Annotated in this window: 16 protein-coding genes; 9 read left to right on the top strand and 7 right to left on the bottom strand. The window is 38.9% G+C overall.

What is annotated here, in order from left to right; all coding sequences use genetic code 11:
- Positions 1 to 339: 339 nt before the first annotated feature.
- The 7 genes from QOL44_RS05845 (at position 340) to QOL44_RS05815 (ending at position 10,719) form a co-directional block, all read left to right on the top strand.
- On the top strand, positions 340 to 2,490 hold the full coding sequence (locus QOL44_RS05845) for a molybdopterin oxidoreductase family protein (RefSeq protein ID WP_009058611.1): 2,151 nt from the start codon (positions 340 to 342) through the stop codon (positions 2,488 to 2,490).
- Positions 2,490 to 4,931, top strand: coding sequence for a nitrite reductase large subunit NirB (gene nirB / locus QOL44_RS05840; protein ID WP_009058613.1), 2,442 nt, complete (start codon positions 2,490 to 2,492; stop codon positions 4,929 to 4,931). The genes QOL44_RS05845 and nirB overlap by 1 nt, the downstream gene beginning before the upstream one ends.
- Before the next feature lie 22 nt (positions 4,932 to 4,953).
- Positions 4,954 to 5,313 (top strand): Rieske (2Fe-2S) protein, encoded by a 360-nt coding sequence (locus QOL44_RS05835; protein WP_009058615.1) that lies wholly within the window; start codon positions 4,954 to 4,956, stop codon positions 5,311 to 5,313.
- Positions 5,314 to 5,321: 8 nt separating this feature from the next.
- Entirely contained in the window at positions 5,322 to 6,623 is a 1,302-nt protein-coding gene (locus QOL44_RS05830; RefSeq protein ID WP_009058617.1) for an MFS transporter, read from the top strand.
- A complete protein-coding gene (locus QOL44_RS05825; protein WP_009058619.1) occupies positions 6,620 to 9,043 on the top strand; it encodes a TonB-dependent receptor in 2,424 nt (807 codons plus the stop codon). The genes QOL44_RS05830 and QOL44_RS05825 overlap by 4 nt, the downstream gene beginning before the upstream one ends.
- Positions 9,044 to 9,199: 156 nt before the next feature.
- On the top strand, positions 9,200 to 10,003 hold the full coding sequence (locus QOL44_RS05820; RefSeq protein ID WP_009058621.1) for a globin domain-containing protein: 804 nt from the start codon (positions 9,200 to 9,202) through the stop codon (positions 10,001 to 10,003).
- Between the two features lie 56 nt (positions 10,004 to 10,059).
- Entirely contained in the window at positions 10,060 to 10,719 is a 660-nt protein-coding gene (locus tag QOL44_RS05815; RefSeq protein WP_009058624.1) for a methyltransferase domain-containing protein, read from the top strand.
- A gap of 17 nt (positions 10,720 to 10,736) precedes the next feature.
- On the opposite strand, the gene QOL44_RS05810 is transcribed toward QOL44_RS05815, so the two are convergent.
- Positions 10,737 to 11,099, bottom strand: coding sequence for a septal ring lytic transglycosylase RlpA family protein (locus QOL44_RS05810; protein ID WP_009058626.1), 363 nt, complete (start codon positions 11,097 to 11,099; stop codon positions 10,737 to 10,739).
- A 375-nt stretch (positions 11,100 to 11,474) separates the two neighbouring features.
- Here QOL44_RS05810 and QOL44_RS05805 point away from each other — a divergent pair, with 375 nt between their 5' ends.
- Complete coding sequence (locus tag QOL44_RS05805) at positions 11,475 to 11,918, top strand: OsmC family protein (protein ID WP_009058628.1); 444 nt, start codon at positions 11,475 to 11,477, stop codon at positions 11,916 to 11,918.
- 92 nt (positions 11,919 to 12,010) lie between these two features.
- Here QOL44_RS05805 and QOL44_RS05800 read toward each other — a convergent pair whose 3' ends face one another.
- The 3 genes from QOL44_RS05800 to QOL44_RS05790 all read right to left on the bottom strand — a co-directional run bounded on the left by QOL44_RS05800 (position 12,011) and on the right by QOL44_RS05790 (position 13,745).
- On the bottom strand, positions 12,011 to 12,253 hold the full coding sequence (locus QOL44_RS05800) for a hypothetical protein (RefSeq protein ID WP_009058629.1): 243 nt from the start codon (positions 12,251 to 12,253) through the stop codon (positions 12,011 to 12,013).
- Positions 12,254 to 12,293: 40 nt separating this feature from the next.
- Positions 12,294 to 13,208 (bottom strand): ribokinase, encoded by a 915-nt coding sequence (locus QOL44_RS05795; protein WP_009058630.1) that lies wholly within the window; start codon positions 13,206 to 13,208, stop codon positions 12,294 to 12,296.
- A 108-nt stretch (positions 13,209 to 13,316) separates the two neighbouring features.
- On the bottom strand, positions 13,317 to 13,745 hold the full coding sequence (locus tag QOL44_RS05790; RefSeq protein ID WP_009058632.1) for a secondary thiamine-phosphate synthase enzyme YjbQ: 429 nt from the start codon (positions 13,743 to 13,745) through the stop codon (positions 13,317 to 13,319).
- A 96-nt stretch (positions 13,746 to 13,841) separates the two neighbouring features.
- Here QOL44_RS05790 and QOL44_RS05785 point away from each other — a divergent pair, with 96 nt between their 5' ends.
- Positions 13,842 to 14,222: a P-II family nitrogen regulator gene (locus QOL44_RS05785; RefSeq protein ID WP_009058634.1), complete on the top strand. Its 381-nt coding sequence runs from the start codon at positions 13,842 to 13,844 to the stop codon at positions 14,220 to 14,222.
- Here QOL44_RS05785 and QOL44_RS05780 read toward each other — a convergent pair.
- Genes QOL44_RS05780 through QOL44_RS05770 form a run of 3 tightly spaced genes read right to left on the bottom strand, consistent with a single transcriptional unit; the run spans position 14,214 to position 17,189 of the window.
- Positions 14,214 to 14,744 carry an isochorismatase family protein gene (locus QOL44_RS05780; protein WP_009058636.1) on the bottom strand — a complete coding sequence of 177 codons (531 nt, stop codon included), beginning with the start codon at positions 14,742 to 14,744 and terminating at the stop codon, positions 14,214 to 14,216. The genes QOL44_RS05785 and QOL44_RS05780 overlap by 9 nt on opposite strands.
- Positions 14,745 to 14,786: 42 nt before the next feature.
- On the bottom strand, positions 14,787 to 16,073 hold the full coding sequence (lysA, locus tag QOL44_RS05775; protein ID WP_009058638.1) for a diaminopimelate decarboxylase: 1,287 nt from the start codon (positions 16,071 to 16,073) through the stop codon (positions 14,787 to 14,789).
- Positions 16,074 to 16,133: 60 nt separating this feature from the next.
- Complete coding sequence (locus QOL44_RS05770; protein ID WP_009058640.1) at positions 16,134 to 17,189, bottom strand: ribonucleotide-diphosphate reductase subunit beta; 1,056 nt, start codon at positions 17,187 to 17,189, stop codon at positions 16,134 to 16,136.
- Positions 17,190 to 17,224: the final 35 nt, after the last annotated feature.

Below are 17,224 nucleotides of genomic sequence, written 5' to 3'. Positions count from 1 at the left end.
TTTTTTCTAAGATCATATTCCATTCTTTGATGGAATCTTATCCCTTTTCATTAAGACTATAACTTTCCTATAACCCATCCAGCTTTAAAGGCAACATTGTCTCTCTCCACTCATCCTCCCTCTATTCAATCAAAAACTACCAAGACCCCATAGCAATCTCCACTAGAAAACTATACGAAACGGCCAAGCTCTAAGAGATCCACATGTTATAAAAATATAACATATATAAAGAGTATATTATGCATTTTTATAATACGTATAATGCAAAGGTTTCATGGATAATTTTGAATAATTTGATTAAGAAAGAACACTTATTGCTTTTTATATTTCAAAAGAAATATGATAGAAAAGCATATAAAAGATAGAATCTATGCAAAATATCCAACGCATTGTCCCTTTTGTAGTTATCAATGTGCCATATGGGTTGTCCAAGATAGCCATGGGTTCAGGGTAGAACCAAGAGAGTTTACTACAAATAAAGGAGAAATTTGCATTAAAGGATGGCATGCCGCTGCCTTAATTGGACATCCTAAAAGAGTTCTTAACCCACTTATCCGATACAAAAAAGATAATGCCTTCAGGGAATCTAATTGGGAAGAGGCTATTTCTTTTACAGTGGACAAGATCTCCCAGATTCGATCTCGTTGGGGAAATAGTTCTATATTCGTTTATGGGAGCGGTAGTTTAACCAATGAAAAAGCTTATCTCCTTGGAAAATTTGCCCGTGTTGCCTTGCAAACTTCAGCAATCGATTACAACGGAAGATATTGCATGGCTTCGGCATCTAAAGCTCTTGAAATGGCTTTGGGAATAGATAGAGGGCTACCCTTTCCCATCGACTATATTGCCCATACTGATTTGCTCTTGCTCGTTGGAACAAATCCACTGGAAACCATGCCTCCCATTCGGAGCCATTTTGACTGCTTGAAAAAAAGGAACAAAAAAATCATAGCTATTGATCCAAGGCCTACCCCAACAGCTACCTATGCTGATGTGCATCTGCAAATAAAACCCGGAACCGATGGAATCTTGGCCAATGGTTTGCTCTATCTGTTGATCCAAAAGAACAAGATCGATCACTATTTTGTTCGTAATTACACTTCTGGATTTGAAAAGATCCTCAACTCTGTTTCTTCTTTTTGGCCTGCCAAAGTTGAAACTCTGACGGGTATTTCTCAAAGAGAGCTATTCAGGGTAGCTGAACTTTTAGGAACTGAAAAGAACATTGTCATTCTTACTGGTAGAGGTTGTGAACAGCAAACCCAAGGGGTTTTTAATGTTCTTTCCTTTATCAACCTTTCCCTAGCTCTTGGGATTGTAGGAAAGGTAAATTCTGGATTTGGGACTTTGACTGGTCAAGGCAATGGGCAAGGAGCCAGAGAATTAGGGCTCAAACCTGATCAACTTCCAGGCGCTCGAAGCAATCTTGATTCTTTCGACAGGAACTATATCGCTAGTCTCTGGCAAATCGATGAAAAGGATCTGCCATCCTCTGACAAAAGTGTAACCGAAATTTTTGAGTCCCTTGAAAAGCCTCAGGGTATTAAAGCAATGCTCGTCTTTGGAGCCAATCCTATTGTATCTTCTCCAAATAATTCAAAGCTCAAGCGGCTTTTCCCACAGTTGGAATTTCTCCTTGTATGTGATCCTTTCCTTTCCGAAACGGCAGCGATGGCTGATGTTGTTTTGCCCACAGCGATTTGGGCTGAAGAAACAGGTACAGTCACCAATCTCGAAGGCCGTGTTTTGCTCAGACCAAAAATCTTAGATCCTCCGAAAAACGTTAAAACAGACCTTGAAATCATTCACTTACTAGCTGAAAAGTTTGGCTATGGATTAAGGTTTTCTTCAGATCCACAAGCCATCTTTGAAGAACTTCGAAGAGCTACCGCTGGAGCAGCTGCAGATTATTCTGCCATTACCTACCAAAGGCTTTCTAGAGGAGAAGAGCTTTATTGGCCGTGCCATTCTTTCCTAAGCAAAGGTCAAAAAGATATCTTCCTTACCAAAAGATTCCCTACAGATAAGGGGAAAGCAAAATTTCATCCCGTTTATCCCACCGCTTCTCCTGAAGAACCAAATATCGAATATCCTTTCTACCTAACAACAGGAAGAACCTTACATCATTACCAAACAGGGGTTCAGACCCGGCTTATTCAAAAACTCCAAGAAAAGGAACCTTCTGTTATCGTTGAGATAAACCCAGCCGTTGCTCGTCATTTTGGAATTAAGGATGGTCAATATGTCTTAGTGGAAACAAAAAGAGGTAAAGGATACTTCAAAGCGAAGTTTTCTCCCAACCTACGGCTCGATACTCTTTTTATCCCATTTTATTCCAACGCACAGGCAGAAGCCAATGCGCTGACTATATCTCATTTTGATCCACTTTCCAAAATGCCTTCATTCAAGCTGTGTGCAGCTAAGATTCAATCCCTTACGGAGCAAACCCCGCATACTGAACATACTGAAATAAGAAAGGAAAAAAAATAATGAAAAAAGAAAAACTCCTCATCATTGGTGCCGGAATGGCCGCTGTAAGATTCCTTGAAGAACTGGTCGAAATCGGAGGAACAGAGCGCTATCAGATTACTCTGCTTGGAAAGGAAAGCAGGGTTGGCTACAATCGAATTTTACTTTCCAGTGTGCTCGCTGGGGAAACGGAGCCTCAGACAATTGAACTTAAAAGTTTACAATGGTTTCAAGAGCATGGAATTGTGGTCAGACCCTGTTGTGAAGCCTTACACATTGATCCAATCCAAAAAAGAGTATGGACGGAAAAAGAAAAAATTCCATATGACAAACTTCTTTTGGCCACAGGGAGTGTTCCATCGATCCCTAAACTGCCTGGGATTTTCGATCAATCAGGAAAACTTGCTCAGAGAATATACACATTTAGAGAAATCAACGATTGTAACCACATTCTCAAGCTTCTTTCAGACGCAAAAAAGGCAATCGTTATCGGTGGGGGACTTCTAGGGATAGAAGCAGCCTATGGGCTAAAGAAAAGAGGGCTACAGGTTAGTCTTGTCCATCTTATGGGCCATTTGATGGAAAAGCAGCTGGATGGAATGGCGGGAGCTATTTTAAAACAGGAGTTAGAAAAACTTAATATCCAAGTCTTGATACAAACAAGAACGATCGGCATAGAAAATAAAGGCAATAGCCTGGCCATCTTATTTGAAAACCACAAAGAAGCCCTAGCAGATCTTGTTGTTATTGCTACAGGAATTGAACCAAACTGCCTTTTGGCTAAAAACTCCGGTATTGCTGTAAACAAAGGCATTCTTGTCGATTCTCGTATGGAATCGATTTCTCATCCAGGGATCTTTGCAATAGGTGAATGCATCGAGTTTAATGGCCAAACCTACGGTTTAGTTGCCGCTGCTTGGCAGCAAGCTGCTATAGCCGCACGATCGTTCTTAGGCAAAACCCATACACAAGGCTACAATGGTTCTCTGCCGATTGCTCGATTGAAAGTTGCCGGAATCGACCTTCTTTCTTTTGGTCGCATTGAACCAGAACATGGGGAAGAGATTGTGCTCTATGCCGAACCAAACCGAGGAATTTATAGAAAAATCGTGATAAATGAAAAAAATATAATTGGGGGGATTTTCCTTGGGCCTTCATCCCATGCATTAGAAGCTCTGCAATTCTACGAAAAATCCCTCCCCCTAACCTGTGCTCCAAAAGATCTTCTAACCGAAGGAACCTTCACAACAAAAGAAAAACCAATAGAAAACAAACCAGAGGATTTTCAAGTATGTAACTGCAATGGAGTAACGAAAAAAGAAATTCTACAAGCTATTCAGAAAGGCTCTTCTACCCTCAAAGAAGTTATGACCATCAGTCGAGCTGGAACTGGATGTGGCAGTTGCAAAGGTCTTGTGCAAAGACTTTTTGAAAAAACAACTCAAAAGTCAATTTCTGATGATCCTTCCATTCATTATTATGTACCTTGCATTCCTTTGAGAAAAAGGGAACTGATCGAAGAGATTAAAAAAAGACAACTACGAAGTGTTTCAGCTGTCTTTCAGCAACTAGCAGGAGGAAAAGAAGAAGCTGCCTGCAAACCGGCATTAGCCAGCCTTTTAAGAACTATCTGGGGTAAATCATACAAAGAAGAACCAGATGCGAGATTCATCAATGACCGAGTTCATGCAAATATCCAAAAAGATGGGACCTATTCGGTAGTTCCCCGAATCTATGGAGGCATCACCACTCCTGAACAACTACGAAAAATTGCTGATGTCTCCGAAAAATACAAGATCCCCATGATAAAAATTACAGGAGGCCAAAGAATAGACATGCTTGGGCTAAAAAAAGAGCAACTGCCTTTGGTATGGAAAGAGCTGGGAATGAATTGCGGTCATGCCTATACGAAAGCTTTCAGAACCTGCAAGACCTGTGTAGGAATCGAATTTTGCCGATTTGGTGTAGGCGATTCTACTAAGCTTGGGATAGCAATTGAAAAGAGATTTCAGGGAATAGAAGCTCCAGCGAAGCTCAAGCTTGCCGTAAGTGGTTGTTCGAGGAACTGTGCAGAAGCCACTGTCAAAGACATTGGGGTTGTAGCTATTGGAACAGGCTGGGAAATTTATATTGGAGGAGCTGCTGGGTCAAGGGTTAGAGCTGGAGATCTTCTCACAATCGCTAAGGATCATGAGGAAGCGCTTTTATGTATTGGTCGGTTCATTCAATACTATCGAGAAAACGCAAAATATGCAGAAAGGAGCTATAGTTTTGTTGAACGACTGGGAATCGAAGCAATAAGAACTGCAATACTCTCAGCTCCTGAAGCCGAAAAAAACAGGTTGGACAGAGAAATAGAACAGGCGATAGCAGCCTACGAGGATCCTTGGAAAGCTGCGCAACAGGAAGAATTTCCTTATCAATTTGCTTCTGAAACAAGCTGTCCCAATCCCATTTCCTAAAATCCTAAAAGGAGAACGAATAATGAATGGCAATATGCTGGATAATGAGAGGGTCTATCAAGTGTGTCACCTCAACGAACTGGTCAGTGGCATAGGTAGATGCTTTCGAATTGGAAAGATAAAAATTGCCCTCTTTAAAACCCGTTCGGGAAAAATATGGGCAGTTGAAGGCAAATGCCCACATCAAGGAGGGCCAATTGCTGAAGCTCTCTATGATGAAAAGACCTTCATTTGTCCACTACATGCTTACCCTTTTTCTTTTGAAACGGGCAACTGCACAATCTCTGAAAAGTTTCGAATTAAAGTGTATCCTGCCTTTGTAAAAAACCAGCAGATTTTTATAAAAATCCCCATGGCTTCAAACAACGATAGCCTTACGTAATATCTCTCATGAAAAAGCCCTTTTTTTCCAATATCTTTGTCAATAAACAAAGCCTTTTGACCCTTTGTTCTTCATTTTTCTATTTCGACATCAGTTTTGCCATATGGGTAATTCTAGGGGCCGTGGGGACCTTTATAGCAGATGAATTAAAGCTGACACCGGTTGAAAAAGGGATTATGGTGGCTTTACCTATTCTTTCAGGGAGCAGTTTACGAATTGCCTTGGGAATAGCTGAATCAGGCTTTGGAGGGAAAAAAACGGCTCTTATTGCCATGGGAGTTTCGTTTATCCCTCTCGTCTGGGGTTTTGCATTTGCCCATACTCTTAAAGAAATATATTTCATTGGTATCCTTCTTGGAGTTGCTGGAGCAAGTTTTGCTGTCGCCATTCCAATGGCAAGTAGGTGGTTTTTGCCGCAGCATCAAGGACTTGTTTTAGGACTGACTGGAAGCGGAAATAGCGGCACGCTTCTTAGTACACTTTTCGGTCCTATGATTGCACACAGATACGGGTGGCATTCGGTTTTCGGCTTTTTCTTCCTGCTCCTATTCATTGTTTTCCTTTTCGTGTTTTTTTTTGCTGAAGATGCTCCTCGGCCCCAGAATGAAAGAATTACTGGGGAAAGTATCATTCGAGTGCTCTGTCAGAAAAAGACATGGCTTTTTTCCCTTTTGTATAGCCTTAATTTTGGTGGTTTTATAGGCTTTTCAAGCTATCTGGGGTTCTTTCTTGTCGATGAGTATGGAGTAGAGAAAGTGAAGGCGGGAGGGCTTCAAACCTTGCTCATTGCCTCTGGAAGCCTTTTAAGGCCTTTAGGTGGAGCAATAGCCGACAAATTGGGCGGAATAAAGGTATTGTTTCTTTTAATTAGCTTAGGCAGCTTTTTTGCTTTTCTTCCCTCCTTTTACTTTCCTCTGCTTTTAGAATTAACTCCAATATTTTTTATGATGGGATGTCTTGGCTTAGCCAATGGGGCCATATTTCAATTGGTGGGCACGCAAACTGCCTCCCATATTGGCTTAACGACAGGAATTGTAGGAGCTGCAGGAGGCATTGGCGGTTTTCTCTTACCTATTTTTCTTGGAAAAATCAAAGAGTCTTTTGGTTCTTGCTCTTTTGGTTTCATACTCTTTTCGCTCTTTTTTTTAATTTGCGGAATCCTCTCTATTGTCTTGCTGTCAGAAGTCAAAAGACCTTTCCCTCCAAATCCTTTTTTGGAAAGTCCGTATAAAAGCAAGAAATTCCCTTTCTTCCCTTTTTTAACTTTTGGATCCAAAGAGGAAGGGGAAATAGAAAAAAGAAAAAAATGAACCAGAGGCAGATTGTATTTTATCTGACTCCCCTTTTTTTAATCACTTCTCTTTATCCTGATAACGGAATGGGTTCCACAGCCGATGCTGTGGCAGAGGATGCTTTAGCCGTTCCACCAATAAAAGTCAAAGGGCAAGTGCCAATAGAACCAAAGGAAAAGTCTTCCTTTTTTCTTTCACCTTCGAAAGGCTTTGGACCAATGGATATTTTAGATGCACCTCGCACTGTTTTTACAATAGACAAAACACTGATTCAGGCGCTAGGGATGGGATTGCAGCCTTTTTTAGATCCTCTGAGCATGGCCTTTTATATCCCTTCTGCTTATTCATCGGTAAACTACGGTCTAGGGATAGCTCCCTTCTCAAGAGGCTATCCTTCTATTCCCTATATTAATGGCATTGAAATGAACATCCAAAACGGTGCCTTCCAAGGAATTCCTATGAACTGGAATATGATTGAATCGTTAGATTTTATCGAAGGTCCCTCACAAGCAGTCTTTGGAGCCACCCAAACAAGCTCTGGAGTGACCAACTATCTAACAAAACAACCCTATTTTGATTCTTTTCGTGGAACAGCTCAATGGACTACTGGGATGTACGAAAAATATATGTGGCTCATAGACTTTGGAGGACCAATCTCTCCAAATATTGCTTATAGAATCAGTTATCAAGGCATGGAAAATGGAAATTATTATCAATATGTTCACAATGATCAACAAAATCTCTATTTTAATGTAGGAATTCACTCTCCAGAGAACTATCAAGTCGATTTTCTCGGCGATTTCGGAACCTATGACTATACTCCACTTTTTATGTGGATGAATAGGCCAACGGAAAACTTAATTGAAAATGGTCTCTATTCTTCTGGATCTCTTCCGCCTTCCTTAATCAATGTAGGACAAATAAATAATCCTCCCTATTCCCTCTATGCCGGTCCTCTTCTTCCAATCAGTCGTAGGCTCCTCCTTCAAAATCCTGAAGGTGGGGCGCGGGCTATGCTAGGAATGCTACAGTTGATTCAGAAATTCTCAATTAATGATCGGTTAACGATTTTAGACAATACCTTGGTGTGGTATAATCGGGAACAACTCCTGCAACCACCTGTTTATTATTGTCTTTCGAGTAGGGGAGATTATGAAATTGGGCACCGAACGGAGTGTGTTGCCAATATTGAATTTTCAGAAGCTAATTCAACTTTTTCATTCACTGATCTGATGGATAGTGGCATTGAATGGCATATCCAAAGAAATCTCGATTATGTAGCCACCTCTTTCTTTGGGGCAAATAGTTGGGATATGGTTTCAAGCTTCCCTACTAGTTGGAATATGATTTCTTCTTCTTTTTTCCAAAAGAATATTATGAATCCCCATGCAAAATTTGGGGGGCTTTGGCCAATTCCTGGAGCCCCAAATGGCTATTTTTTTAATCCTTTAAATGGTTCTGGAGGATCTACAAATAGTTTTTTTTGCTCTATAGCTCCTTTTATACAGCAAACAATAAGCTTAAACCAATCTTGGAGACTTTCTCTAGGGCTAAGAGATACCAACTACTTTGTACAGGCTCAAACTCCTCCTGGAACTCCTCCAATGCTTTTTAAGGGATTAAAAACAACACAATCCCTCCCCCTCTTCTCAATCAGTCCTAGTTACATGCCATTTGAGTGGATGAACATTTATTTTACATACATCCTTGAATATACTACTGATGCAGCAGTCCTTGGCGGGTACTCTCCTCTTTTTAATTCCCAATCCTTCCATCAATGTGACGAGCTCTATGAAGCTGGCATAAAATTAAACATTCTAAACAAGCGGTTGTTTATTGATGGCACAATTTTTTCCCAAGACCTTTGGATCGATAATGTAGGATTGACACCTACAAAGACAGCAGTGAGTGGTTTTGAATTGGACTTTTCTTATAAACCTCACCAATCATTACTCTGCCGGCTAGGCTATGCATACCAATATGGGATTGAAGACTGGACAAAGGTCGGTCATGGGCCCTTAGAAACTCAGACTTACTCTACCAGTGAGGCACTACTATTTTCTTTACCTCTGAACAACAATGCTTTTTTCCCTGCTGGCGTTTATCCATTTATCGGCTGGCCAACAAATGTTATAGATGGCATGATCAATTATACTTCCTCTTCAGGATTAGGATTTGCGGTTGGGTTTAGTTGGTTTAGTAGACAATTTCTTGGGTATAACTATGCTGATTCCATTCCTCCTGAATTTATTATTAGAACACGGCTTTTTTACTCCCTACCTCACTGGCAATTTTCCCTTTACCTTTTCAACACAACAGATAATAAATACTGGTTACCTTTTGGGGTAGGAATTCAAGCGGCAAGAATTTTTGATTACGCTAATATTGTTCCAGGAATGCCTTTTTGGATTCAAGGAACCTTAAGTTATTTATTTTAGATTCTTAATTTCAGAAAAATATCCTTTTACTTTTTACGAGGACTCCCCTGGTATGAAGCTTTCCAATGCAATCAAGAACATTAAAGAACATCTTGAAGAAAATAAATTTATTTTATATAGCTTCATTTACAAAAATTGTAAATTATTTTTCTTTTTATGACTCAAGAGCAAATAAAACTAATTCAAAAAAGTTGGCTCTATGTGATAGACAAGGCTGATGAAGCAGGACGACTTTTTTACAAAAGGCTCTTTGAGGTAGAACCTAATGTACGATCTCTTTTTAGAGAGAATATTGAAAAACAAGGTAGAAAACTAATAGATGTCTTAAATTGGATAGTTTTAAACCTTCAAGATATCGATACGGCTTTGGATGCTGCAAAAGAATTAGCCCGTCGGCATGTTAAGTATGGGGTGGAAGTGGAACATTATCCGTTGATTGGTCACACTCTTATTTGGACGCTTGGAAAAATCATAGGGAAAGAATGGACAAAAGAATTGGAACAAACCTGGATAAAGGCTTACGAAGCGCTGGCCCAGGTTATGATTGAGGAGCATAAAAAAAGCCAATCTTTCGAATATCTCGTACGGTATCTGGAACAAGAGCTTTCTCAAATAATATCTGATCTTTTTGCAGCGAACCCAGATATTCTTGGTATCGTCATCTCTACAAATAAGGGAGCTACGGTCAGCCGATGCAGTTTCTCAAACTATTCAAACATTATTGCTTCCGTAGTCAGTTCCACTATTGGACATGCCAAAAGGCTATGTGAATTAGCAGGAGCAGGAAATATATTGGAAACAAAGATCACGGGAAGTCAGGTGCAACTTTACATTTGCATGGCTGACCCCCATTCGGCCATTGGGATCCTTTATCCTACCCATGCTTACGAAGGCATGATCACTCTTTTGCTTCGAAAGGCAGCAGAAAAAATCAAAACCCTTTTGCTCACTTTCCCTTAACAAAGATAACAACTTCAAACTTAAAAAATCCATAAATAAATAGATCCCTAAAATCAATGGAAAGAACGCTTGAGCCTGAACTAATGCTTGATCCTCATCAAGCTTTAGCCTATGCTTCGGCTGACTTTTCCACTGCTCATCAGGCAGTTATCGATCGATTTGCCGCCATTTTTTCTGCATTTAATGAAGGATTAGTTCTCGACATGGGCTGTGGGACAGCTGACATTTCCATTCGCTTTGCCAAAAGATTTCCAAAGGCAAAAATTATCGGTGTCGATGGCTCCTCTTCAATGCTCTCTATTGGGAGAAAAAGAATCGAAGAATACCATCTTTCCCATTCCATTCAACTTTTTGAGGGGGTAATTCCAAATTGGTCCTATCCAGCTCCTTTTGATGTTCTGCTTAGCAATAGCTTATTACATCATTTGCCAAGGTTAACAATAGCATGGCAAGCAATCAAAAAGTATGCTAAAAAAGGAACTTTTATTTTTTTCGTGGATCTTATCCGACCTGAATCAATAGAAAAAGCCAGGCTGTTGACTGAAAGCTATGTTCAAAATGCCCCCTTTCTTTTAAAAAGAGACTTTTTTAATTCCCTACTTGCTTCCTTTACAATTGAGGAGATACGTCGAGAAATCCAATCTAAAAATCTCTCCTTTACTGTGGAACAAATCTCTGATTTCCATTTTATGATTCATGGAATCTTTAATGGATAAAAAGTTCCAATCCTTGTTCAATAAGCAGTATATCGAATCACTTTCAATTCCACAGGAACAATGCCCGAATGGATCATTTCTAGCTTTTCAGCGGCAGGCTTTGACAAATCAATAATTCTGTTTTTGATGAATGGTCCCCGATCATCAATACAAACAATGACTGTACGATTATTTTTTAAATTGTGAACTTCAACATAGGTTCCAAAAGGCAAAGTCTTGTGCGCAGCTGTAAACTTATGTTCTTTTACAAATTTTCTTCCCACATGACCAGGCTCCGCATACCAAGAAGCCAGTCCTCTTAGCCTAACCTCCGTTGGCATATAGGAAAAAGCTTTTTTATGAAAAGGAAAAAGAGAAAAGAGGAAAAATAAAAAAAACATAATATTTTAATCACTTTTAAATAATTTTTATTTAAAACTTATTCTTCTAAAAAAAATAAAGATAGATGTCAACAATTTTACTTAAAATTTTAAAAGAATGCATATTATTAATATTAATTATGTTGTGGTTAATACGTTTTAATCAGAAGATAGAAAATTAAAAAATATAAGATTCCCCTTTTTATAAAAAAAATATGTAAAATTATTATCTCTTTGTAAATCAATATTATACAAATATCATTTAATCTTTTTTCTTATGATATGAAGCTTGAAAAATGGAAACGTTTTCTTTTAGAAAATAAGATTTTCTTCTATTTGCTGAGACATTACCAAGAAATTATTTGATGAAACAAAGAATTTTGATATTGTGATGACATGCATCCACTACCCCACCACTATAAAGTTGTTTCTTCAGGAGGTCCTTTTGGAAATCTTATTGCAAAAGGTATAGATGAGGATTTGCCGCCCATTGAAATCAACGCTCCAGTACAATATGGAGGACCTAAGAACACATGGTCACCAGAAACCCTTTTGCCTGCCTCATTATCCAGCTGTTTGATTTTAACATTCGATTCTGTTGCTGAAGCTAATCATTTTCATTGGCATAAAATTGAATGTCAAGCTGATGGAACACTCGATCGAAAAGATGGGGCAAGGTATTTTGTCCATTTTTCCCTGAAAACCAAACTTTTTGTCCCTCCAGGCACAGATAAAGAAAAAGCTCGTAGGTTATTGCGTAAAGCAGAAGAAAATTGCTTGATTACTCAATCTTTAAAAGGATCTGTAGAATTAGAATCAGAAATTATAGAAAGTCAATAATGTTATTTTCTTTACGTTAGATAAAAAGAAAAACTTATAAATAATTAAAAAAGAAGCCCTTTCTGGGCTACAGAAAAAAAGATGTATCTCTTTTAATGGGAGCAACCACATCCTCCTCCACACCCACAACTTGAGGATGGATGAGAAGAGGAAGAAACCGAGGATTTTTTAGCGGAGGTAAGTACCCCTAATCCTCCAGAAATTATCCGTTGAATAGGTTCGCCTGTTTCTGGATGATGGGTTAATGGTTTATCCGCAATACTCTGTTCAATTTCGTATCGTTTTATTTCTTCTCCTTCTTTTGTAGGAATAGTCTCATAAACGTATGTGATCATTTTCCCTCCATATTACTTTTTCTAATATAGATTTAAGAAACTATATATCATTTTTCAAAAGTTGCAACACTTGCTTGGGATCTGGAATAGCATTCATCGTTCCTAAGCGGCAACAGGCTAAAGAGCCAGAAATCACAGAAGCTTTCAGAGCTTCTTCTATGGATTTTCCCATTTCCATCCAAGCACTGAATGTTCCTAAAAAAGCATCTCCAGCACCAGAACTATCAATAACCTGTACTTTAGGGCTTGGGAAATGAACAAAGGAACTATTTTTCATAGACAGAAATGCACCTAATTCTCCTGCTGTTACAACCAAGGCAGTGATTCCATAGCGAAAAAGATGGGCTTTAGCTTCTTCCATTGCTTCCAAAAACGAAGAAATCTTAGTCAATTGACAATATTCCTTCTCATTTAGCACAAGCAAATCAGTTAAAGATAAGAGAACTTCCAGTCCTTCGAAAGAGGGAGAAAGATTCAAAATAGTTGTCGCTCCCTTTCTTTTCGCATAGGAAAACGCCGATTCGACGGACTTCACAGGAATTTCTAACTGAGCTAATACATAGTCGGTCTGTTTTAAAGAAACCAAGTTTGGGAGGATCTGTCCAGCAAGGAGATCAGCATTAGCTCCTGGAACAACAGTGATCCGGTTTTTGCCTCTTTTGTCTATTTCTATCCACGCCATGCCAGTAGGATGCTTGTCAGATGCTATAATAGAGGAAGTATCCACTCCATATTGCTGGAGTGTCTGAAATGCTTGCTTGCCGAAAGTATCACTTCCGACAGAGGCTATAAGCTTTGGCTTGATCTTCCATACAGCTGCTCCAACCGCTTGATTTGCTCCTTTTCCCCCAATAGAAATATGTGACTCCAGAGCTAGGACAGTTTCGCCTTCTTTAGGGAACCTTTCTACTTTGACTGTCACATCGATATTACAACTTCCTATGATCCAGAGCATATGACCCTTTCCTATTGCTCAAAAAGGATGATTTCTATATTGGTGCTTTTTTTCATCACATCCCTTCAAAAGAATAGGTATTTCTCCCACGGCCTCTCTATAAAAAGCTTACTTATTGAAAGGAAGGAAGGTAAGTTGAACTTTTCTTGTCCTAGGACCATCAAATTCACAAAGAAAAATCCCCTGCCATCTCCCCAGTCTTAACCGTCCCTCCTTTACATTACAATGTACTGAGTTCCCTAAAAGAGCTGTTTTAATATGAGCTGCAGCATTGCCTTCAGTATGGCAGTAGGAAGGATCATGCCATGGGACGATCCGGTCTAGAACATAAAGAATATCTTTTATGACATCGGGATCTGCATCCTCCTGAATTGTTATCCCGGCTGTTGTATGAGGAATGAAAATGTGCAAAAGACCATCATACCAACCCCGATGTTGGATTTCTTCTTCAATCTTATCTGTTAAACTTAGAAATTGTGAATGTTTAGCACTTCTTATTTCTAATTCACAAAAATAGTTTGATTCTTGAGTATCCATAAATTTTTGTCTTCCACCGCTTTTCTTGCCTGATTTATGGCATAATTATTGCTTTTTAAAAGTTACGATTGACTTAAATTTCTCTCTTTTACTTTTATGGATTCTTTGCTAAAAATAGAGGCGATCGTCAAACCTTTTAAACTAGGGGAAATAAGAAAAAGTTTATTCAAAGAAGAGATCTTTTCTATTACAATTTATAAAGTTAAAGGTTTAGAGGAAGAAGAAAATAAAATCGAAAAATATAGAGGAGACGAATATTTTCCAGTATTAAAAACACTCTATAAACTAGAGATTGTTGTCCCCAAAACCAAGCTACAAACGATCCTTATGGCACTCAATAACATTATAAACATCGACAAAAACACAGGTGGCAAAATAACCGTTACTCCTATCTCCAGGGTTTATCTGATCGTTACCCCTAGCTCCTTGGCAAAGAAAAATATTTCACAGCTATCCCAAAGCTCTATTCTATTTTAAAATAGAGAGAAATTCCTTGAAAAAGGCTCCTTCAGCTTTTTCAATCATTTCCCATGCTATCGCTTCAACTGAAGTAATCAAAACTCTATCCTGCCTCATTTCTTCTATCCCCAACTGATGGTCAATTTGATTTCTTGAACCGATAGCATCTCCTAACACGTAAGGGGTCTTATCTCTCATTCTCAGATCGTACACTGTTTGGCGTACGCAGATATGAGTTTCAATTCCACATACAAGAATATTTTTGGGAATATCAGCAGGCAAAATGGGGCTTGCCGAAAACGTATTTTTTGAAAGCCGAGGAACATCTCCAGCTACTTCAAGAATCTCCTTGCAAGTTGTCCCTAATTTTTCAGGCACCTGCTCGGAGATATAAAGAGGTAATGAAAATAATTTCGCTAATTTGACAATCTGTACAGCTTTCTGCACAACCCTTTCCCGATTCTCAATCACAGACAAAAGCTTATCCTGAAGATCGATCAAGAGAAGAGCTGTTTTTTTTGTTTCAATCCGCCAGTTCATCCTTTTTATTTATTTTATTCCCAACCTTTTAACAACCCCTTTTTAAATCGACCCTTCTTCCAGGGCAACCAGGTCCTGGTAGCTTTCTCGTTTTCTAATTAATTTTACTTCCTTACCTGAAACCATCACCTCTGCAGGTTTGAGTCTAGAATTATAATTAGAAGCCATGGAAAACCCATAGGCACCAGTACTGAAGATAGCAAGATAATCTCCGGCCTGCACTTTGGATAAAGGTCTATCGATTGCAAAACAATCAGAAGATTCGCAGACCGGACCCACAACATCGACAACTTCCATCATCGGATCCACCTGTTCTCTTAATGGAATAATTTGATGATACGCTTCGTAAAAAGCAGGCCTGACAAGATCATTCATTGCCGCATCAACAATTATAAACTTTTTAGAACCCCCTTTTTTAACATAAAGAACTTGGCTGACCAATATGCCTGCATTTCCAACAAGAACTCTTCCGGGTTCAACCAAGAGTCTCATGCCAATCGGTTTGACCAAAGGAAGGATCGATGCAACATATCGATCCAGCGTCAAAGATTCATTTCTTTCTTTCCACCAATCTTCTCTGCCACTTTCTATTGCTTGTTCATATACTATTCCAATACCTCCCCCAATATCTAAAAACTCCACTCTATATTTTTGCCTTGCCTTTTCAACAAGAGGAAGGACTTTTTGTATCGCCTGCAAAAAAGGACCTACCTGTTGTATTTGCGAACCGATATGGATTTGAATGCCTTTAAGCAGAACCCCATCAAGCTTGGAGCATTTTTCAAAAAGGTCCGACACTTGAGAAAGAGCAATTCCAAATTTATTTACGTCACTGCCCGTAGTAATTTTTGCATGGGTTGCAGCTTGCACGTCAGGGTTAATTCGAAAGGCTACAGGAGCCTGTATTGATAGTTTCTTTGCAATTGCATCAATCGTTAAAAGCTCTTCTTCACTTTCTACAATAAAACTGTAAATACCTACACGCAGAGCTTCTTCAATTTCAGATCGAGTTTTTCCAACCCCAGCAAAGGTACACTTTTTCGGGTCACCTCCGGCACGAAGAACCCTATAGAGCTCTCCCCCACTTACAAGATCAAAGCCGCTTCCCAGGTTAGCAAGCAATTTTAGTATCCAAAGATTAGAATTGGCTTTGACAGCATAACAAATTAAATGATCAAGAGGTTCCAATAGCTTTTCAAATCTAGTATAATGATCAATAATTGTTTGAGCAGAATAGACATAAAGCGGAGTTCCAAACTCTTTGACAAGACTTAAAACTGGAACATCTTCTACATACAACTCAGAATCTCTATAATAAAAATGATGCATATTTTTTTTATAAAAACTATAGAAACATCGTTTTAGGAAAATAAAAATAGGAGCAAACAATTACCAATTTAAAACAGCCCCTGATTGATATTCCGTTACTCGAGTCTCAAAGAAATTTTTCTCTTTCACTAGATCCATTACTTCGCTCATCCACGGAAAGGGATTTTTAGAGCCATATTTAGCTTTAAACCCAATTCTTTCTAGTCTTCTATCTGCGATATATTCGACATAATCTTTAAAGAGCGCACTATTAAGTCCTAAAATTCCCCGTGGTAAACAATCTTTCGCGTAGGCATATTCAAGCAAAACGGCTTGATCGATCATCGCTTCGATCTCTTTCTGAAAATCAACTGTCCATATTTCAGGGTTTTCCTCTTTTATTCCATTGATTAGATCGATGCCAAAATTAAGATGAATGGTTTCATCCCTCAAGATATATTGAAATTGTTCCCCAATCCCCGTCATTTTGTTTTGTCTATGAAAAGATAAAATCATGACAAAACCACTATAAAAAAAGATTCCTTCCATAATAACGTAAAAACCGACAAGATTTTTTACAAATTTTTGGATATTTTCCACACTTTCAGTGTTAAAATCGCTCCGAAGAATATCTTCGGTAAGAGCCATCTCAAATTGGTCTTTATTTGAAATGGAGTTAACCTCATGATACATGTTAAACACTTCTCTTTCATCGAGCCCAAGAGATTCGACAATATAGAGAAAAGCATGGGTATGGACAGCCTCCTCGTAAGCCTGTCTTAAAAGATATTGTCTTGCTTCAGCATTGGTAACGAACTTGAAGATCGCTAGGACGATATTATTGCCAACAAGACTTTCCCCAGTAGCAAAAAATCCCAAATTTCTCATAATGACAAGCCTTTCCTCATCGGAAAGCCTATTGGATTTCCAAAGTTCCACATCCCTTTGCATAGGGACCTCCGAAGGAAGCCAATTGTTCGCACATCCATTCAGATAGTGTTCCCATGCCCACTTGTACTTTAAGGGCATTAGCTGGTTCACATCTACAGCCTTACAATTAATCAATCTTTTTTCCTGTACATTGATTCTTTTGGTAAGATCATAAGGTTGACCACCGCCACCTACACAACAGCTCATAATGTTCCTCCAATATCTATTTTTCAAATTGGCTA

Source organism: Candidatus Methylacidiphilum fumarolicum (genome assembly GCF_949774925.1).
Taxonomy (GTDB): Bacteria; Verrucomicrobiota; Verrucomicrobiia; order Methylacidiphilales; family Methylacidiphilaceae; genus Methylacidiphilum; species Methylacidiphilum fumarolicum.
This window is presented reverse-complemented; position numbering and strand designations above follow the sequence as displayed.